A 15,474-nucleotide genomic window follows, 5' to 3' on the forward strand; every position below is an offset into this window, starting at 1 on the left:
TGAAAGCAGGTTTGAAATCAAGAACAATCTGGACCATTATTTTAGGGGCGCTGTTGGTTTGCTGTATTGCTGTTGCATATACGCTGACGAAATCCCAAGCCGGCGCATCGTCATCCGGTGAGTCTATTGCGACTATTGGAGGCAAGAGTGTGACAAGAGAAGAATGGCTGAAAGAAATGGAAGATCAGTATGGTAAGTCAACGCTTGAAGATATGATCAATGTCCGAGTTGTTGAGCAGCTGGCTAAAAAGAACAAACTTAAAATATCCAAAAGCGAAGTTGATCGTGAGTTTTTGCTGATTAAAGCGGTCAATAATTCCTTTTACGAAGATGAACATACGACGGAGAAAGAGTGGAAAGACCAAATTCGTTATAATATCCTCCTTGAGGATTTGTTAACAAGGGATATCGATATCTCAAACAAAGAATTGGAATCATTCTATAATAAAAATAAGGAACTATATCAGTTTGATGATTCGTATCGAATTCGGCACATTGTTGTAAAAGATGAAGAAGAAGCGAGAGAAGTCCTGAAAGAACTGAAAGGCGGATCAAGCTTTGAAGCTGTCGCTGCCGAAAGATCTACAGACAGATATACATCACCATACGGCGGAGATTTAGGTTTTGTCACAGAGGCATCAGACAACATTCCATCAGCATACATTGAAGAGGCGAAAACACTCAAAGAGGATGAATGGTCTCAGGAACCAATAAAGGTCAGCAACGGATATGCCATTATCCAGCTGAAAGAAAAACTAAAGGCAAGAACGTTCTCATTTGATGAAGTAAAGGGCCAGATCAGACGGCAAATCGCAATGGATCAGCTAGGTGATAAAGCGACAGTTAAGACACTTTGGAAAGAAGCCGATGTATCTTGGTTTTATGGGGAAAAAAGTACTAAGTGATTGACAAAAAATTTTGAAATTGATAGATTATATACATAATACCAATACAAATAGTCGGAAATTGAGGTGTCGAGAATGGTACGTGTAGCAAACTCCATTACTGAATTAATTGGGAATACGCCAATCGTTAAATTAAATCGCCTTGCAGATGAAAACAGTGCGGATGTATATCTAAAACTTGAATACATGAACCCTGGAAGCAGTGTAAAAGACCGTATCGGTTTAGCCATGATTGAAGCGGCTGAAAAAGAAGGAAAATTAAAAGCCGGTGATACAATCATTGAACCGACAAGCGGAAATACAGGAATCGGGCTTGCAATGGTTGCTGCTGCTAAAGGATTAAAAGCCATTTTGGTTATGCCTGATACAATGAGCATGGAGCGCCGCAACCTTCTTCGCGCATACGGTGCTGAGCTTGTGCTGACTCCTGGTGCGGAAGGCATGAAAGGCGCCATTAAGAAAGCTGAAGAGCTTGCTGAAAAGCACGGATACTTTGTGCCGCAGCAGTTTAACAACCCTTCTAACCCAGAAATTCACCGCCAAACAACGGGTAAAGAAATCGTTGAGCAATTCGGTGATGATCAGCTTGACGCATTTGTAGCCGGAATCGGAACGGGCGGAACGATTACGGGAGCGGGTGAAGTGCTGAAGGAAGCATACCCTTCCATCAAGATTTATGCTGTTGAACCGTCAGATTCCCCAGTGCTTTCAGGAGGAAAACCAGGCCCCCACAAAATTCAGGGAATCGGAGCTGGATTCGTGCCGGACATCTTAAACACTGAAGTATATGATGAAATCTTCCCTGTGAAGAATGAAGAAGCATTCGAATATGCCCGCAGAGCTGCACGTGAAGAAGGAATTCTCGGAGGCATCTCATCAGGTGCGGCAATTTATGCTGCTCTTCAAGTAGCAAAAAAACTCGGAAAAGGCAAAAAAGTATTGGCCATCATTCCAAGTAACGGCGAACGTTATCTAAGCACGCCGCTGTATCAATTCGATTAAAAAAAGCCAAAACTCCCGGTCAGCCGGGAGTTTTTTTATATTTCGTGCATCAAATATGCCATGTCTGCGACGAATGTTATTCTTGGAAGAGAAATTCACTTTTTTCACTCACAACATTGCTTTACAATTAAACCAAGTAAAAAAGAAAATAGAGGAATGATACAAATGGCACAACGCAGACCGGCAGGCAAAAAAGTACCTTTTCAAAAAGACTCATTCTTACAACAATTTGAGAAACTTGCGCAATCCCGAAAACATCATGTACTTCTCGAAAGTGCAAGAGGCGGCAGATATAGTATAGCCGGTCTTGATCCAATTGCGACTGTAAAAGGAAAAGACGGAATAACTACAATTAAGCATGGTGATGAGATGCTGTTTAAAGAAGGTGATCCATTAAGGGCCTTCCACAGCTGGTTTAAAACGCTGGAAACAGAAACGAATCATGAGTTCCCTGACTTTCAAGGCGGGGCAATCGGGTTTCTCAGCTATGATTACGCACGGTACATTGAAAATTTTAAAATGCTCTCGTTAGATGATCTAGAAACACCAGATATTTATTTTCTTGTTTTTGATGATATAGCAGTTTATGACCATCAAGAAGAGTCTCTATGGCTGATTACTCATGTTAATGGTTCTGATCAGGAAACAGCAGATGTCAAGCTATCTGAGTTAGAGCAGATGTGGCTGACTGAGCTTCCCGCTGTCTCTTCGCGAGAGATGAAACCTGAAACAGATGGTTCCTTTGCGGCGCCATTTACCGAGGATGGGTTCTCACAAGCTGTAGAGAAAATCAAACAATACATTGCCAGCGGAGATGTGTTTCAAGTCAATCTATCAATAAGGCAGTCACAGTCACTGTCTGCCCACCCATATCAAATTTACAAAACCTTGAGAGAAGTAAATCCTTCTCCTTATATGGCGTATTTAGAAACACCTGATTTCCAAATCATTTGCGGATCGCCTGAACTGCTTGTCAGCAAAAAGGGCAAGCTATTAGAGACGAGACCGATTGCGGGCACACGTTCCAGAGGGAAAACAAATGAAGAAGACGAGGCGCTTGCAAACGAATTGATACACAATGAAAAAGAACGCGCGGAACATGTCATGCTGGTTGATCTTGAGCGAAATGACCTGGGAAGAGTATCACGTTACGGGTCTGTGCGCGTAAATGAATTCATGGCAATTGAAAAATACTCGCATGTGATGCACATTGTGTCTAATGTCCAAGGTGAACTGCAGGATGGGTATGATGCTGTAGATATTATTCATGCTGTGTTTCCCGGAGGAACCATTACTGGTGCACCGAAAGTAAGAACGATGGAAATTATAGAAGAACTTGAGCCGACACGCCGAGGGCTTTATACTGGATCTATAGGATGGTTTGGATATAATCACGATCTGCAGTTTAATATCGTCATTCGAACCATTTATGCAACCGGAGGGCAGGCATTTATGCAGTCCGGCGCAGGAGTTGTGATTGATTCTGTTCCGAAGCACGAATACAAGGAATCATTCAAAAAAGCTTTTGCGATGCAAAGAGCATTAGAGCTGAGCAAAGAAGAGACAAAAATTAGATGAGGTGAGCGGAGAAATGATTTTAATGATTGATAACTACGATTCATTCACGTACAACTTGGTACAGTATTTGGGCGAGCTTGGGGAAGAGCTGGTTGTGAAACGCAATGACAGCATCACAATCGAAGAAATTGAAGAACTGTCTCCGGACTTTCTGATGATATCTCCCGGACCGTGCAGCCCTGATGAGGCGGGAATCAGCCTCGAAGCAATTAAACATTTCGCAGGGAAAATTCCTATTTTCGGTGTATGTCTCGGACATCAGTCCATCGCACAAGTGTTCGGTGGTGATGTTGTTAGGGCAGAACGGCTTATGCACGGGAAAACCTCGGATATCGAGCATGACGGCAAGACCATTTTTGAAGGGTTGAAAAATCCCCTTGTTGCGACGCGATACCACTCGCTGATCGTAAAACCTGAGACGCTGCCAAGCTGTTTTACAGTAACAGCACAAACGAAAGAAGGAGAAATCATGGCTATTCGCCACAATGACCTCCCGATAGAGGGCGTGCAATTTCACCCAGAGTCTATTATGACCTCCTTTGGGAAAGAAATGCTCAGAAATTTTATTGAGACATACCGCAAGGAAGTTATTGCGTGATGATATATGTAAACGGCCGGTATATGGAGGAGAAAGATGCAGTTCTTTCTCCTTTTGACCATGGGTTTTTATATGGGATCGGTGTTTTCGAAACCTTCAGGCTCTACGAAGGCTGCCCGTTTCTGCTTGATTGGCATATAGAACGGCTTGAACGCGCACTTAAGGATCTGCAAATCGAATATACTGTTTCAAAGCATGAGATCCTTGAGATGCTGGACAAGCTGCTTAAGCTAAATGATATCAAGGATGGCAATGTCCGCGTCAGACTGAACATATCTGCGGGGATCAGCGATAAAGGCTTTGTCGCCCAGACGTACGATAAGCCGACCGTTTTATGCTTTGTGAATCAGCTTAAACCAGAAAGTCTTCCTTTGCAAAAAGAAGGGAAGATTTTATCGATACGGAGAAACACTCCTGAGGGGTCGTTCCGGTTAAAATCTCATCATTATTTAAATAATATGTATGCGAAACGGGAAATTGGAAATGATCCGCGTGTCGAGGGAATTTTCCTAACGGAGGATGGAGCTGTTGCAGAGGGTATCATATCTAATGTCTTCTGGAGAAAAGGTCGCTGTATCTATACGCCATCGCTTGATACCGGTATTCTGGACGGCGTCACGAGACGTTTTATCATAGAAAATGCAAAGAATATCGGCCTGGAGCTCAAAACGGGCCGATATGAGCTAGAAGCTCTCTTGACAGCTGACGAAGCGTGGATGACGAACTCGGTTCTTGAAATCATCCCGTTTACTAAAATAGAAGAAGTAAACTATGGAAGCAAAAGCGGAGAAGCAACCTCCGCTCTTCAATTGTTATACAAAAAAGAAATAAAGAACATGATTCATGAAAAGGGAGGAAGAGCATGGCGCAGCAAACAATAGATCAAACACAAGTAATCCACACTAAGCCCAGTGCTTTATCATATAAAGAGAAGACGCTGGTGATGGGAATTTTAAACGTAACGCCTGACTCTTTCTCGGACGGCGGAAAATATGACAGCTTGGACAAGGCGCTGCTGCACGCGAAAGAGATGATCGATGATGGTGCCCATATCATTGATATCGGAGGGGAATCGACAAGGCCTGGCGCTGAGTGCGTATCTGAGGATGAGGAGATGTCCAGAGTCATTCCGGTGATTGAGCGGATTGCGAAAGAGCTTGGTGTTCCTATTTCTGTAGACACGTACAAGGCTTCTGTCGCAGATGAAGCAGTGAAAGCCGGCGCATCCATTATCAATGATATTTGGGGTGCCAAACATGATCCGAAGATGGCTTCCGTTGCAGCTGAACATAATGTTCCAATTGTTCTCATGCATAACCGCCTTGAAAGAAACTACAATGACTTATTGCCGGATATGCTGTCGGACTTAATGGAGAGTGTAAAAATTGCTGTTGAGGCCGGAGTAGACGAGAAGAACATTATTCTTGATCCCGGTATCGGTTTCGCGAAAACCTATCACGATAACCTGGCAGTGATGAACAAACTAGAGATTTTCAGCGGGTTGGGATATCCGGTTCTTCTGGCAACCTCCCGAAAAAGATTCATCGGACGTGTTCTGGATCTTCCGCCTGAGGAGCGGGCTGAGGGCACAGGCGCGACTGTGTGTCTCGGCATTCAAAAAGGCTGTGACATTGTCAGGGTCCATGATGTAAAGCAAATTGCCAGAATGGCGAAAATGATGGACGCGATGCTGAATAAGGGAGGGGTGCACCATGGATAAAGTTTATGTAGAAGGTATGGAGTTTTACGGATATCACGGTGTGTTCAAAGAAGAAAACAAGCTTGGCCAGCGGTTTAAAGTCGATTTAACTGCTGAGCTGGATTTGAGCAAAGCTGGACAAACAGACGACCTTGAGCAAACGATCAACTATGCTGAGCTCTATCACGTATGTAAAGATATCGTGGAAGGGGAGCCTGTAAAATTGGTAGAAACGCTGGCGGAACGTATTGCTGGCACTGTTCTCGAAAAATTTCAGCCTGTTCAGCAATGTACGGTGAAAGTGATTAAGCCAGACCCGCCAATTCCCGGACACTATAAATCAGTAGCAATTGAAATTACGAGAAAAAAGTCATGAACAACATAGCTTATATTGCACTTGGATCTAATATTGGAGATAGAGAAACGTATTTAAGGCAAGCAGTGGCTTTACTGCTTCAGCATGCTGCGGTGACAGTCACTAAAGTGTCGTCTATTTACGAAACTGACCCGGTCGGATACGAAGACCAAGCTGAATTTTTGAATATGGCTGTTGAAATCAAGACATCACTGAACCCTTTTGAACTCCTTGAACTGACGCAGCAGATAGAAAATGAATTAGGCAGAACAAGGGAAGTAAGATGGGGGCCGCGGACGGCAGACCTTGACATTTTGTTATTTAATCGTGAAAATATTGAAACAGAGCAACTAATTGTTCCGCATCCGAGAATGTATGAGCGTTTGTTTGTCCTTGCGCCTCTTGCGGAAATTTGCCAGCAGGTTGAAAAAGAGGCTACAAACGCCGAAACAGACCAAGAAGGTGTAAGAGTATGGAAGCAGAAATCTGGGGTAGACGAATTCGTGCATTCAGAAAGCTGAAAGGTTATACTCAAGAAGGATTTGCAAAAGCATTAGGTATATCAGTTTCTATTCTCGGCGAAATTGAACGCGGAAACCGATTGCCGTCAGCTGCCATCATTCAAGATGCAGCAGATGTTTTAAATATAAGTGCGGACGAATTGGCGCCGCCAGAAAAATAGAACAAATGAAAGGAGGAGAAAAATTGTTCAAAATCGGAGATATTCAATTGAAAAACCGGGTTGTGCTCGCACCTATGGCTGGTGTCTGCAACTCTGCGTTCAGATTGACTGTAAAGGAATTCGGAGCCGGATTGGTATGCGCTGAAATGGTCAGTGACAAAGCGATCCTTTACAACAATGCAAGAACAATGGGTATGCTTTATATCGATGAACGTGAGAAACCACTCAGCCTTCAAATTTTCGGAGGAAAAAAGGAAACCCTTGTGGAAGCGGCGAAGTTTGTAGACCAAAACACAACTGCTGATATCATTGATATTAACATGGGATGTCCCGTGCCGAAGATTACAAAATGCGATGCGGGAGCCAAATGGCTTCTCGACCCTGATAAGATTTACGAAATGGTTTCTGCAGTAGTGGATGCTGTTAATAAACCAGTTACAGTGAAAATGAGAATGGGCTGGGATGAAGACCACATTTTCGCAGTGAAAAATGCACAGGCTGTAGAACGTGCGGGCGGTAAAGCAGTGGCACTTCACGGCCGTACGAGAGTGCAGATGTACGAAGGAACGGCAAACTGGGATATCATCAAAGAAGTAAAACAATCAGTATCGATTCCGGTTATCGGAAACGGCGATGTTAAGACACCGCAGGATGCTAAGCGTATGCTCGATGAGACAGGAGTAGACGGGGTGATGATCGGACGCGCTGCATTGGGCAACCCGTGGATGATTTACCGTACGGTTCAGTATCTTGAAACAGGTGAATTAAAAGAAGAGCCGCAAGTACGCGAAAAAATGGCCGTATGCAAACTGCATCTTGACCGTCTGATTGACTTAAAAGGTGAAAACGTAGCGGTAAGAGAAATGAGAAAGCACGCTGCATGGTATCTGAAAGGCGTAAAAGGCAATGCGAACGTTCGTAATGAAATCAATCATTGCGAGACGAGAGAAGAGTTTGTACAGCTTTTAGATGCATTTACGGTTGAAGTTGAGGCAAAAGAGCTTCAAAATGCAAAAGTAGGATAATACTTACCTCTATTTGCTGCTCACTGCTAGTTTTACGCTGGCAGTTTTTCTGCTTTTTTCATGAAACAATATCTGTAATGGAGTGATAACAATGAGTCAAGAAGAGCATAACCATGAAGAATTGAATGATCAGCTGCAAGTCAGACGCGATAAAATGAATCAGCTGAGAGATAACGGCATCGATCCATTCGGCGCACGTTTTGAAAGAACTCATCAGTCTCAAGAAGTTATTTCGGCATATCAAGATCTAACCAAAGAAGAGTTAGAAGAAAAAGCGATTGAAGTTACAATCGCAGGCCGCATGATGACAAAACGCGGCAAAGGAAAAGCCGGCTTTGCCCATCTTCAGGATTTAGAAGGCCAAATCCAAATCTACGTAAGAAAAGACAGTGTCGGTGACGACCAATATGAAATCTTCAAGTCTTCTGACCTCGGTGATCTTATCGGTGTAACCGGAAAAGTCTTCAAAACAAATGTAGGCGAATTGTCTGTTAAAGCAACTTCCTTTGAATTGCTGACAAAAGCGCTTCGTCCGCTTCCTGACAAATACCATGGTTTAAAAGACGTTGAGCAGCGCTACCGTCAGCGTTACCTGGATCTTATCGTAAACCCAGACAGCAAACATACATTCATTACACGAAGCAAGATCATTCAAGCTATGAGAAGATACCTTGATGATCATGGATACTTAGAAGTAGAAACACCTACAATGCACAGCATTCCTGGGGGAGCTTCTGCACGTCCGTTTATCACTCACCACAACGCGTTAGACATTCCACTCTATATGCGTATTGCTATCGAACTGCACCTAAAACGTCTAATTGTCGGCGGTTTAGAAAAAGTATATGAAATCGGCCGTGTTTTCCGTAACGAAGGAGTCTCTACACGCCATAACCCTGAATTTACAATGATTGAGTTATATGAAGCATATGCGGACTATAAAGATATCATGAGCTTAACTGAAAACCTTGTCGCTCATATCGCCCAAGAAGTGCTTGGCACAACTACGATTCAATACGGGGAAGAGCAAATCGACCTTAAACCGGAGTGGAAAAGAATCCATATGGTTGACGCAGTCAAAGAAGCGACCGGCGTTGATTTCTGGGAAGAGGTTACTGTTGAGCAGGCGCGTGAATATGCAAAAGAACATGGTGTAGAAATTAAAGATTCTATGACAGTAGGGCATATCATCAACGAATTCTTCGAACAAAAAATTGAAGAAACGCTTATTCAGCCAACGTTTATTTACGGGCATCCTGTAGAAATTTCTCCTCTTGCTAAGAAAAACCCTGAGGACCCGCGTTTTACAGACCGTTTTGAGCTGTTTATCGTTGGCCGTGAACATGCCAACGCGTTTACAGAGCTGAATGATCCTATTGATCAAAGAGAACGCTTTGAAGCGCAATTAAAAGAGCGTGAAGCCGGTAATGATGAAGCTCATCTAATGGATGAAGACTTTGTTGAAGCTCTGGAATACGGTATGCCGCCAACAGGAGGTTTAGGCATCGGTATCGACCGTCTGGTTATGCTGCTGACGAATGCCCCTTCTATTCGCGATGTGCTGTTATTCCCGCAAATGAGACAACGCTAATAAAGAAGAGCGGTATCCTCCATAGAGAAAGGATGCCGCTCTTTTTAAATTCCTTAGTATTTCTTCAAAAAAACTATTGCACTATTATTTACTAGGTGGTATATTATTATTCGTTGCCGCTAAACAAGGCGATAACGAAAAAATAACTTAAAAAAAGTTATTGACTTCACTGAGTCAACGAGTTATAATAATAAAGTCGCTTGAACGAAGTGGACAGAATGATCTTTGAAAACTAAACAAGACAAAACGTACCTGTTAATTCAGTTTTTAAAAATCGCACAGCGATGTGCGTAGTCAGTCAAACTACTTTATCGGAGAGTTTGATCCTGGCTCAGGACGAACGCTGGCGGCGTGCCTAATACATGCAAGTCGAGCGGACAGATGGGAGCTTGCTCCCTGATGTCAGCGGCGGACGGGTGAGTAACACGTGGGTAACCTGCCTGTAAGACTGGGATAACTCCGGGAAACCGGGGCTAATACCGGATGGTTGTTTGAACCGCATGGTTCAAACATAAAAGGTGGCTTCGGCTACCACTTACAGATGGACCCGCGGCGCATTAGCTAGTTGGTGAGGTAATGGCTCACCAAGGCAACGATGCGTAGCCGACCTGAGAGGGTGATCGGCCACACTGGGACTGAGACACGGCCCAGACTCCTACGGGAGGCAGCAGTAGGGAATCTTCCGCAATGGACGAAAGTCTGACGGAGCAACGCCGCGTGAGTGATGAAGGTTTTCGGATCGTAAAGCTCTGTTGTTAGGGAAGAACAAGTACCGTTCGAATAGGGCGGTACCTTGACGGTACCTAACCAGAAAGCCACGGCTAACTACGTGCCAGCAGCCGCGGTAATACGTAGGTGGCAAGCGTTGTCCGGAATTATTGGGCGTAAAGGGCTCGCAGGCGGTTTCTTAAGTCTGATGTGAAAGCCCCCGGCTCAACCGGGGAGGGTCATTGGAAACTGGGGAACTTGAGTGCAGAAGAGGAGAGTGGAATTCCACGTGTAGCGGTGAAATGCGTAGAGATGTGGAGGAACACCAGTGGCGAAGGCGACTCTCTGGTCTGTAACTGACGCTGAGGAGCGAAAGCGTGGGGAGCGAACAGGATTAGATACCCTGGTAGTCCACGCCGTAAACGATGAGTGCTAAGTGTTAGGGGGTTTCCGCCCCTTAGTGCTGCAGCTAACGCATTAAGCACTCCGCCTGGGGAGTACGGTCGCAAGACTGAAACTCAAAGGAATTGACGGGGGCCCGCACAAGCGGTGGAGCATGTGGTTTAATTCGAAGCAACGCGAAGAACCTTACCAGGTCTTGACATCCTCTGACAATCCTAGAGATAGGACGTCCCCTTCGGGGGCAGAGTGACAGGTGGTGCATGGTTGTCGTCAGCTCGTGTCGTGAGATGTTGGGTTAAGTCCCGCAACGAGCGCAACCCTTGATCTTAGTTGCCAGCATTCAGTTGGGCACTCTAAGGTGACTGCCGGTGACAAACCGGAGGAAGGTGGGGATGACGTCAAATCATCATGCCCCTTATGACCTGGGCTACACACGTGCTACAATGGACAGAACAAAGGGCAGCGAAACCGCGAGGTTAAGCCAATCCCACAAATCTGTTCTCAGTTCGGATCGCAGTCTGCAACTCGACTGCGTGAAGCTGGAATCGCTAGTAATCGCGGATCAGCATGCCGCGGTGAATACGTTCCCGGGCCTTGTACACACCGCCCGTCACACCACGAGAGTTTGTAACACCCGAAGTCGGTGAGGTAACCTTTTAGGAGCCAGCCGCCGAAGGTGGGACAGATGATTGGGGTGAAGTCGTAACAAGGTAGCCGTATCGGAAGGTGCGGCTGGATCACCTCCTTTCTAAGGATATTATACGGAATATAAGACCTTGGGTCTTATAAACAGAACGTTCCCTGTCTTGTTTAGTTTTGAAGGATCATTCCTTCGAAACGTGTTCTTTGAAAACTAGATAACAGTAGACATCACATTCAATTAGTAACACAAGATATCACATAGTGATTCTTTTTAACGGTTAAGTTAGAAAGGGCGCACGGTGGATGCCTTGGCACTAGGAGCCGATGAAGGACGGGACGAACACCGATATGCTTCGGGGAGCTGTAAGCAAGCTTTGATCCGGAGATTTCCGAATGGGGAAACCCACCACTCGTAATGGAGTGGTATCCATATCTGAATTCATAGGATATGAGAAGGCAGACCCGGGGAACTGAAACATCTAAGTACCCGGAGGAAGAGAAAGCAAATGCGATTCCCTGAGTAGCGGCGAGCGAAACGGGATTAGCCCAAACCAAGAGGCTTGCCTCTTGGGGTTGTAGGACACTCTGTACGGAGTTACAAAAGAACGAGGTAGATGAAGAGGTCTGGAAAGGCCCGCCATAGGAGGTAACAGCCCTGTAGTCAAAACTTCGTTCTCTCCTGAGTGGATCCTGAGTACGGCGGAACACGTGAAATTCCGTCGGAATCCGGGAGGACCATCTCCCAAGGCTAAATACTCCCTAGTGACCGATAGTGAACCAGTACCGTGAGGGAAAGGTGAAAAGCACCCCGGAAGGGGAGTGAAAGAGATCCTGAAACCGTGTGCCTACAAGTAGTCAGAGCCCGTTAACGGGTGATGGCGTGCCTTTTGTAGAATGAACCGGCGAGTTACGATCCCGTGCAAGGTTAAGCAGAAGATGCGGAGCCGCAGCGAAAGCGAGTCTGAATAGGGCGCATGAGTACGTGGTCGTAGACCCGAAACCAGGTGATCTACCCATGTCCAGGGTGAAGTTCAGGTAACACTGAATGGAGGCCCGAACCCACGCACGTTGAAAAGTGCGGGGATGAGGTGTGGGTAGGGGTGAAATGCCAATCGAACCTGGAGATAGCTGGTTCTCTCCGAAATAGCTTTAGGGCTAGCCTCAAGGTAAGAGTCTTGGAGGTAGAGCACTGATTGGACTAGGGGCCCCTACCGGGTTACCGAATTCAGTCAAACTCCGAATGCCAATGACTTATCCTTGGGAGTCAGACTGCGAGTGATAAGATCCGTAGTCGAAAGGGAAACAGCCCAGACCGCCAGCTAAGGTCCCAAAGTATACGTTAAGTGGAAAAGGATGTGGAGTTGCTTAGACAACCAGGATGTTGGCTTAGAAGCAGCCACCATTTAAAGAGTGCGTAATAGCTCACTGGTCGAGTGACTCTGCGCCGAAAATGTACCGGGGCTAAACGTATCACCGAAGCTGCGGACTGTTCTTCGAACAGTGGTAGGAGAGCGTTCTAAGGGCTGTGAAGCCAGACCGGAAGGACTGGTGGAGCGCTTAGAAGTGAGAATGCCGGTATGAGTAGCGAAAGAGGGGTGAGAATCCCCTCCACCGAATGCCTAAGGTTTCCTGAGGAAGGCTCGTCCGCTCAGGGTTAGTCGGGACCTAAGCCGAGGCCGAAAGGCGTAGGCGATGGACAACAGGTTGATATTCCTGTACCACCTCCTCACCATTTGAGCAATGGGGGGACGCAGGAGGATAGGGTAAGCGCGGTATTGGATATCCGCGTCCAAGCAGTTAGGCTGGGAAATAGGCAAATCCGTTTCCCATAAGGCTGAGCTGTGATGGCGAGCGAAATATAGTAGCGAAGTTCCTGATTCCACACTGCCAAGAAAAGCCTCTAGCGAGGTGAGAGGTGCCCGTACCGCAAACCGACACAGGTAGGCGAGGAGAGAATCCTAAGGTGATCGAGAGAACTCTCGTTAAGGAACTCGGCAAAATGACCCCGTAACTTCGGGAGAAGGGGTGCTCTGTTAGGGTGCAAGCCCGAGAGAGCCGCAGTGAATAGGCCCAGGCGACTGTTTAGCAAAAACACAGGTCTCTGCGAAGCCGTAAGGCGAAGTATAGGGGCTGACGCCTGCCCGGTGCTGGAAGGTTAAGAGGAGCGCTTAGCGTAAGCGAAGGTGCGAATTGAAGCCCCAGTAAACGGCGGCCGTAACTATAACGGTCCTAAGGTAGCGAAATTCCTTGTCGGGTAAGTTCCGACCCGCACGAAAGGCGCAACGATCTGGGCACTGTCTCAACGAGAGACTCGGTGAAATTATAGTACCTGTGAAGATGCAGGTTACCCGCGACAGGACGGAAAGACCCCGTGGAGCTTTACTGCAGCCTGATATTGAATGTTGGTACAGCTTGTACAGGATAGGTAGGAGCCTTGGAAACCGGAGCGCCAGCTTCGGTGGAGGCATCGGTGGGATACTACCCTGGCTGTATTGACCTTCTAACCCGCCGCCCTTATCGGGCGGGGAGACAGTGTCAGGTGGGCAGTTTGACTGGGGCGGTCGCCTCCTAAAAGGTAACGGAGGCGCCCAAAGGTTCCCTCAGAATGGTTGGAAATCATTCGCAGAGTGTAAAGGCACAAGGGAGCTTGACTGCGAGACCTACAAGTCGAGCAGGGACGAAAGTCGGGCTTAGTGATCCGGTGGTTCCGCATGGAAGGGCCATCGCTCAACGGATAAAAGCTACCCCGGGGATAACAGGCTTATCTCCCCCAAGAGTCCACATCGACGGGGAGGTTTGGCACCTCGATGTCGGCTCATCGCATCCTGGGGCTGTAGTCGGTCCCAAGGGTTGGGCTGTTCGCCCATTAAAGCGGTACGCGAGCTGGGTTCAGAACGTCGTGAGACAGTTCGGTCCCTATCCGTCGCGGGCGCAGGAAATTTGAGAGGAGCTGTCCTTAGTACGAGAGGACCGGGATGGACGCACCGCTGGTGTACCAGTTGTTCTGCCAAGGGCATCGCTGGGTAGCTATGTGCGGACGGGATAAGTGCTGAAAGCATCTAAGCATGAAGCCCCCCTCAAGATGAGATTTCCCATTCCGCAAGGAAGTAAGATCCCTGAAAGATGATCAGGTTGATAGGTCTGAGGTGGAAGTGTGGCGACACATGGAGCTGACAGATACTAATCGATCGAGGACTTAACCATATTTTGAATGATGTCACACCTGTTATCTAGTTTTGAGAGAACACTCTCAATTTGTTTGGTGGCGATAGCGAAGAGGTCACACCCGTTCCCATACCGAACACGGAAGTTAAGCTCTTCAGCGCCGATGGTAGTCGGGGGTTTCCCCCTGTGAGAGTAGGACGCCGCCAAGCAATTGCACGTTAGTGCAATTATGGAGGATTAGCTCAGCTGGGAGAGCATCTGCCTTACAAGCAGAGGGTCGGCGGTTCGAGCCCGTCATCCTCCACCATTATGCCGGTGTAGCTCAATTGGTAGAGCAACTGACTTGTAATCAGTAGGTTGGGGGTTCAAGTCCTCTTGCCGGCACCACTTTTATATGATATAATACTCAAGTCTCTTGTAGAAGAGCCATTAGCTCAGTTGGTAGAGCATCTGACTTTTAATCAGAGGGTCGAAGGTTCGAGTCCTTCATGGCTCACCATTTTACGCGGGTGTGGCGGAATTGGCAGACGCGCTAGACTTAGGATCTAGTGTCTTTATGACGTGGGGGTTCAAGTCCCTTCACCCGCATTATATAGGATAACAGTTAGAAAAACTGGACATCCTGTCTGCGGAAGTAGTTCAGTGGTAGAACACCACCTTGCCAAGGTGGGGGTCGCGGGTTCGAATCCCGTCTTCCGCTCCAACTATACCATCCACGCCGGGGTGGTGGAATTGGCAGACACACAGGACTTAAAATCCTGCGGTAGGTGACTACCGTGCCGGTTCAAGTCCGGCCCTCGGCATTATGTTTTGCGCCCGTAGCTCAATTGGATAGAGCGTTTGACTACGGATCAAAAGGTTAGGGGTTCGACTCCTCTCGGGCGCGCCATATCTTTTAATAGAATAGATGGGAAATCGGGAAGTAGCTCAGCTTGGTAGAGCACATGGTTTGGGACCATGGGGTCGCAGGTTCGAATCCTGTCTTCCCGACCATTTTTATGGGGCCTTAGCTCAGCTGGGAGAGCGCCTGCTTTGCACGCAGGAGGTCAGCGGTTCGATCCCGCTAGGCTCCACCAAAAGTTTTTTAAAAAAGTTGTTGACTTTGAAGAAGTGATATTGTAT

11 protein-coding genes, 9 tRNA genes and 3 rRNA genes are annotated in these 15,474 nt (G+C 46.8%); all 23 read left to right on the forward strand.

Going from position 1 to position 15,474, the window contains the following annotated elements:
- The first annotated feature begins 11 nt into the window (after positions 1-11).
- The gene (locus AC0OMU_RS11430; protein ID WP_047181973.1) at positions 12-905 is read left to right on the forward strand and encodes a peptidyl-prolyl cis-trans isomerase; all 894 of its coding nucleotides are present in this window, start codon (positions 12-14) and stop codon (positions 903-905) included.
- Between the two features lie 75 nt (positions 906-980).
- Positions 981-1,907 carry a cysteine synthase A gene (gene cysK / locus AC0OMU_RS11435; protein ID WP_003218399.1) on the forward strand — a complete coding sequence of 309 codons (927 nt, stop codon included), beginning with the start codon at positions 981-983 and terminating at the stop codon, positions 1,905-1,907.
- Positions 1,908-2,072: 165 nt separating this feature from the next.
- Positions 2,073-3,485 carry an anthranilate synthase component I family protein gene (locus AC0OMU_RS11440; RefSeq protein ID WP_015482698.1) on the forward strand — a complete coding sequence of 471 codons (1,413 nt, stop codon included), beginning with the start codon at positions 2,073-2,075 and terminating at the stop codon, positions 3,483-3,485.
- A gap of 13 nt (positions 3,486-3,498) precedes the next feature.
- Complete coding sequence (gene pabA / locus AC0OMU_RS11445) at positions 3,499-4,083, forward strand: aminodeoxychorismate/anthranilate synthase component II (protein ID WP_014475585.1); 585 nt, start codon at positions 3,499-3,501, stop codon at positions 4,081-4,083.
- Complete coding sequence (pabC, locus tag AC0OMU_RS11450; protein ID WP_474241570.1) at positions 4,083-4,964, forward strand: aminodeoxychorismate lyase; 882 nt, start codon at positions 4,083-4,085, stop codon at positions 4,962-4,964. Before pabA ends, pabC begins: the two co-directional genes overlap by 1 nt.
- The gene (folP, locus tag AC0OMU_RS11455; RefSeq protein ID WP_474241194.1) at positions 4,946-5,803 is read left to right on the forward strand and encodes a dihydropteroate synthase; all 858 of its coding nucleotides are present in this window, start codon (positions 4,946-4,948) and stop codon (positions 5,801-5,803) included. The genes pabC and folP overlap by 19 nt, the downstream gene beginning before the upstream one ends.
- Positions 5,796-6,158 (forward strand): dihydroneopterin aldolase, encoded by a 363-nt coding sequence (gene folB, locus AC0OMU_RS11460; protein WP_014478613.1) that lies wholly within the window; start codon positions 5,796-5,798, stop codon positions 6,156-6,158. The genes folP and folB overlap by 8 nt, the downstream gene beginning before the upstream one ends.
- Complete coding sequence (gene folK, locus AC0OMU_RS11465) at positions 6,155-6,658, forward strand: 2-amino-4-hydroxy-6-hydroxymethyldihydropteridine diphosphokinase (protein WP_474241195.1); 504 nt, start codon at positions 6,155-6,157, stop codon at positions 6,656-6,658. Before folB ends, folK begins: the two co-directional genes overlap by 4 nt.
- Positions 6,610-6,819 (forward strand): helix-turn-helix domain-containing protein, encoded by a 210-nt coding sequence (locus AC0OMU_RS11470; RefSeq protein ID WP_003226678.1) that lies wholly within the window; start codon positions 6,610-6,612, stop codon positions 6,817-6,819. The genes folK and AC0OMU_RS11470 overlap by 49 nt, the downstream gene beginning before the upstream one ends.
- Before the next feature lie 23 nt (positions 6,820-6,842).
- Complete coding sequence (dusB, locus tag AC0OMU_RS11475; RefSeq protein ID WP_014475588.1) at positions 6,843-7,844, forward strand: tRNA dihydrouridine synthase DusB; 1,002 nt, start codon at positions 6,843-6,845, stop codon at positions 7,842-7,844.
- 91 nt (positions 7,845-7,935) lie between these two features.
- Positions 7,936-9,435 (forward strand): lysine--tRNA ligase, encoded by a 1,500-nt coding sequence (gene lysS / locus AC0OMU_RS11480; RefSeq protein WP_003226674.1) that lies wholly within the window; start codon positions 7,936-7,938, stop codon positions 9,433-9,435.
- 308 nt (positions 9,436-9,743) lie between these two features.
- Positions 9,744-11,293 (forward strand): 16S ribosomal RNA (locus AC0OMU_RS11485).
- Positions 11,294-11,463: 170 nt separating this feature from the next.
- Positions 11,464-14,391 (forward strand): 23S ribosomal RNA (locus AC0OMU_RS11490).
- 54 nt (positions 14,392-14,445) lie between these two features.
- A 5S ribosomal RNA gene (rrf, locus tag AC0OMU_RS11495) occupies positions 14,446-14,561 on the forward strand.
- The 16S, 23S and 5S rRNA genes sit together here with 9 tRNA genes alongside, the layout of an rRNA operon.
- A 22-nt stretch (positions 14,562-14,583) precedes the next feature.
- Positions 14,584-14,659, forward strand: a tRNA-Val gene (locus AC0OMU_RS11500).
- A gap of 4 nt (positions 14,660-14,663) precedes the next feature.
- Positions 14,664-14,739 (forward strand) — tRNA-Thr (locus tag AC0OMU_RS11505).
- A 36-nt stretch (positions 14,740-14,775) separates the two neighbouring features.
- A tRNA-Lys gene (locus AC0OMU_RS11510) sits at positions 14,776-14,851 on the forward strand.
- Positions 14,852-14,857: 6 nt separating this feature from the next.
- Positions 14,858-14,940 (forward strand) — tRNA-Leu (locus tag AC0OMU_RS11515).
- Positions 14,941-14,980: 40 nt separating this feature from the next.
- A tRNA-Gly gene (locus tag AC0OMU_RS11520) sits at positions 14,981-15,055 on the forward strand.
- Between the two features lie 14 nt (positions 15,056-15,069).
- Positions 15,070-15,155, forward strand: a tRNA-Leu gene (locus tag AC0OMU_RS11525).
- A gap of 9 nt (positions 15,156-15,164) precedes the next feature.
- Positions 15,165-15,241 (forward strand) — tRNA-Arg (locus tag AC0OMU_RS11530).
- Positions 15,242-15,268: 27 nt separating this feature from the next.
- Positions 15,269-15,345 (forward strand) — tRNA-Pro (locus AC0OMU_RS11535).
- 7 nt (positions 15,346-15,352) lie between these two features.
- A tRNA-Ala gene (locus AC0OMU_RS11540) sits at positions 15,353-15,428 on the forward strand.
- Positions 15,429-15,474 lie beyond the last annotated feature (46 nt).

This window comes from Bacillus sp. FAU18, from assembly GCF_056033885.1.

Excerpts from the sequence above, each read along its gene's own strand:
- cysK (WP_003218399.1), top strand. The coding sequence starts at position 981 with ATGGTACGTGTAGCAAACTCCATTACTGAATTAATTGGGAATACGCCA.
- AC0OMU_RS11440 (WP_015482698.1), top strand. The coding sequence starts at position 2,073 with ATGGCACAACGCAGACCGGCAGGCAAAAAAGTACCTTTTCAAAAAGAC.
- pabA (WP_014475585.1), top strand. The coding sequence starts at position 3,499 with ATGATTTTAATGATTGATAACTACGATTCATTCACGTACAACTTGGTA.
- pabC (WP_474241570.1), top strand. The coding sequence starts at position 4,083 with ATGATATATGTAAACGGCCGGTATATGGAGGAGAAAGATGCAGTTCTT.
- folP (WP_474241194.1), top strand. The coding sequence starts at position 4,946 with ATGGCGCAGCAAACAATAGATCAAACACAAGTAATCCACACTAAGCCC.
- folB (WP_014478613.1), top strand. The coding sequence starts at position 5,796 with ATGGATAAAGTTTATGTAGAAGGTATGGAGTTTTACGGATATCACGGT.
- folK (WP_474241195.1), top strand. The coding sequence starts at position 6,155 with ATGAACAACATAGCTTATATTGCACTTGGATCTAATATTGGAGATAGA.
- AC0OMU_RS11470 (WP_003226678.1), top strand. The coding sequence starts at position 6,610 with ATGGAAGCAGAAATCTGGGGTAGACGAATTCGTGCATTCAGAAAGCTG.
- lysS (WP_003226674.1), top strand. The coding sequence starts at position 7,936 with ATGAGTCAAGAAGAGCATAACCATGAAGAATTGAATGATCAGCTGCAA.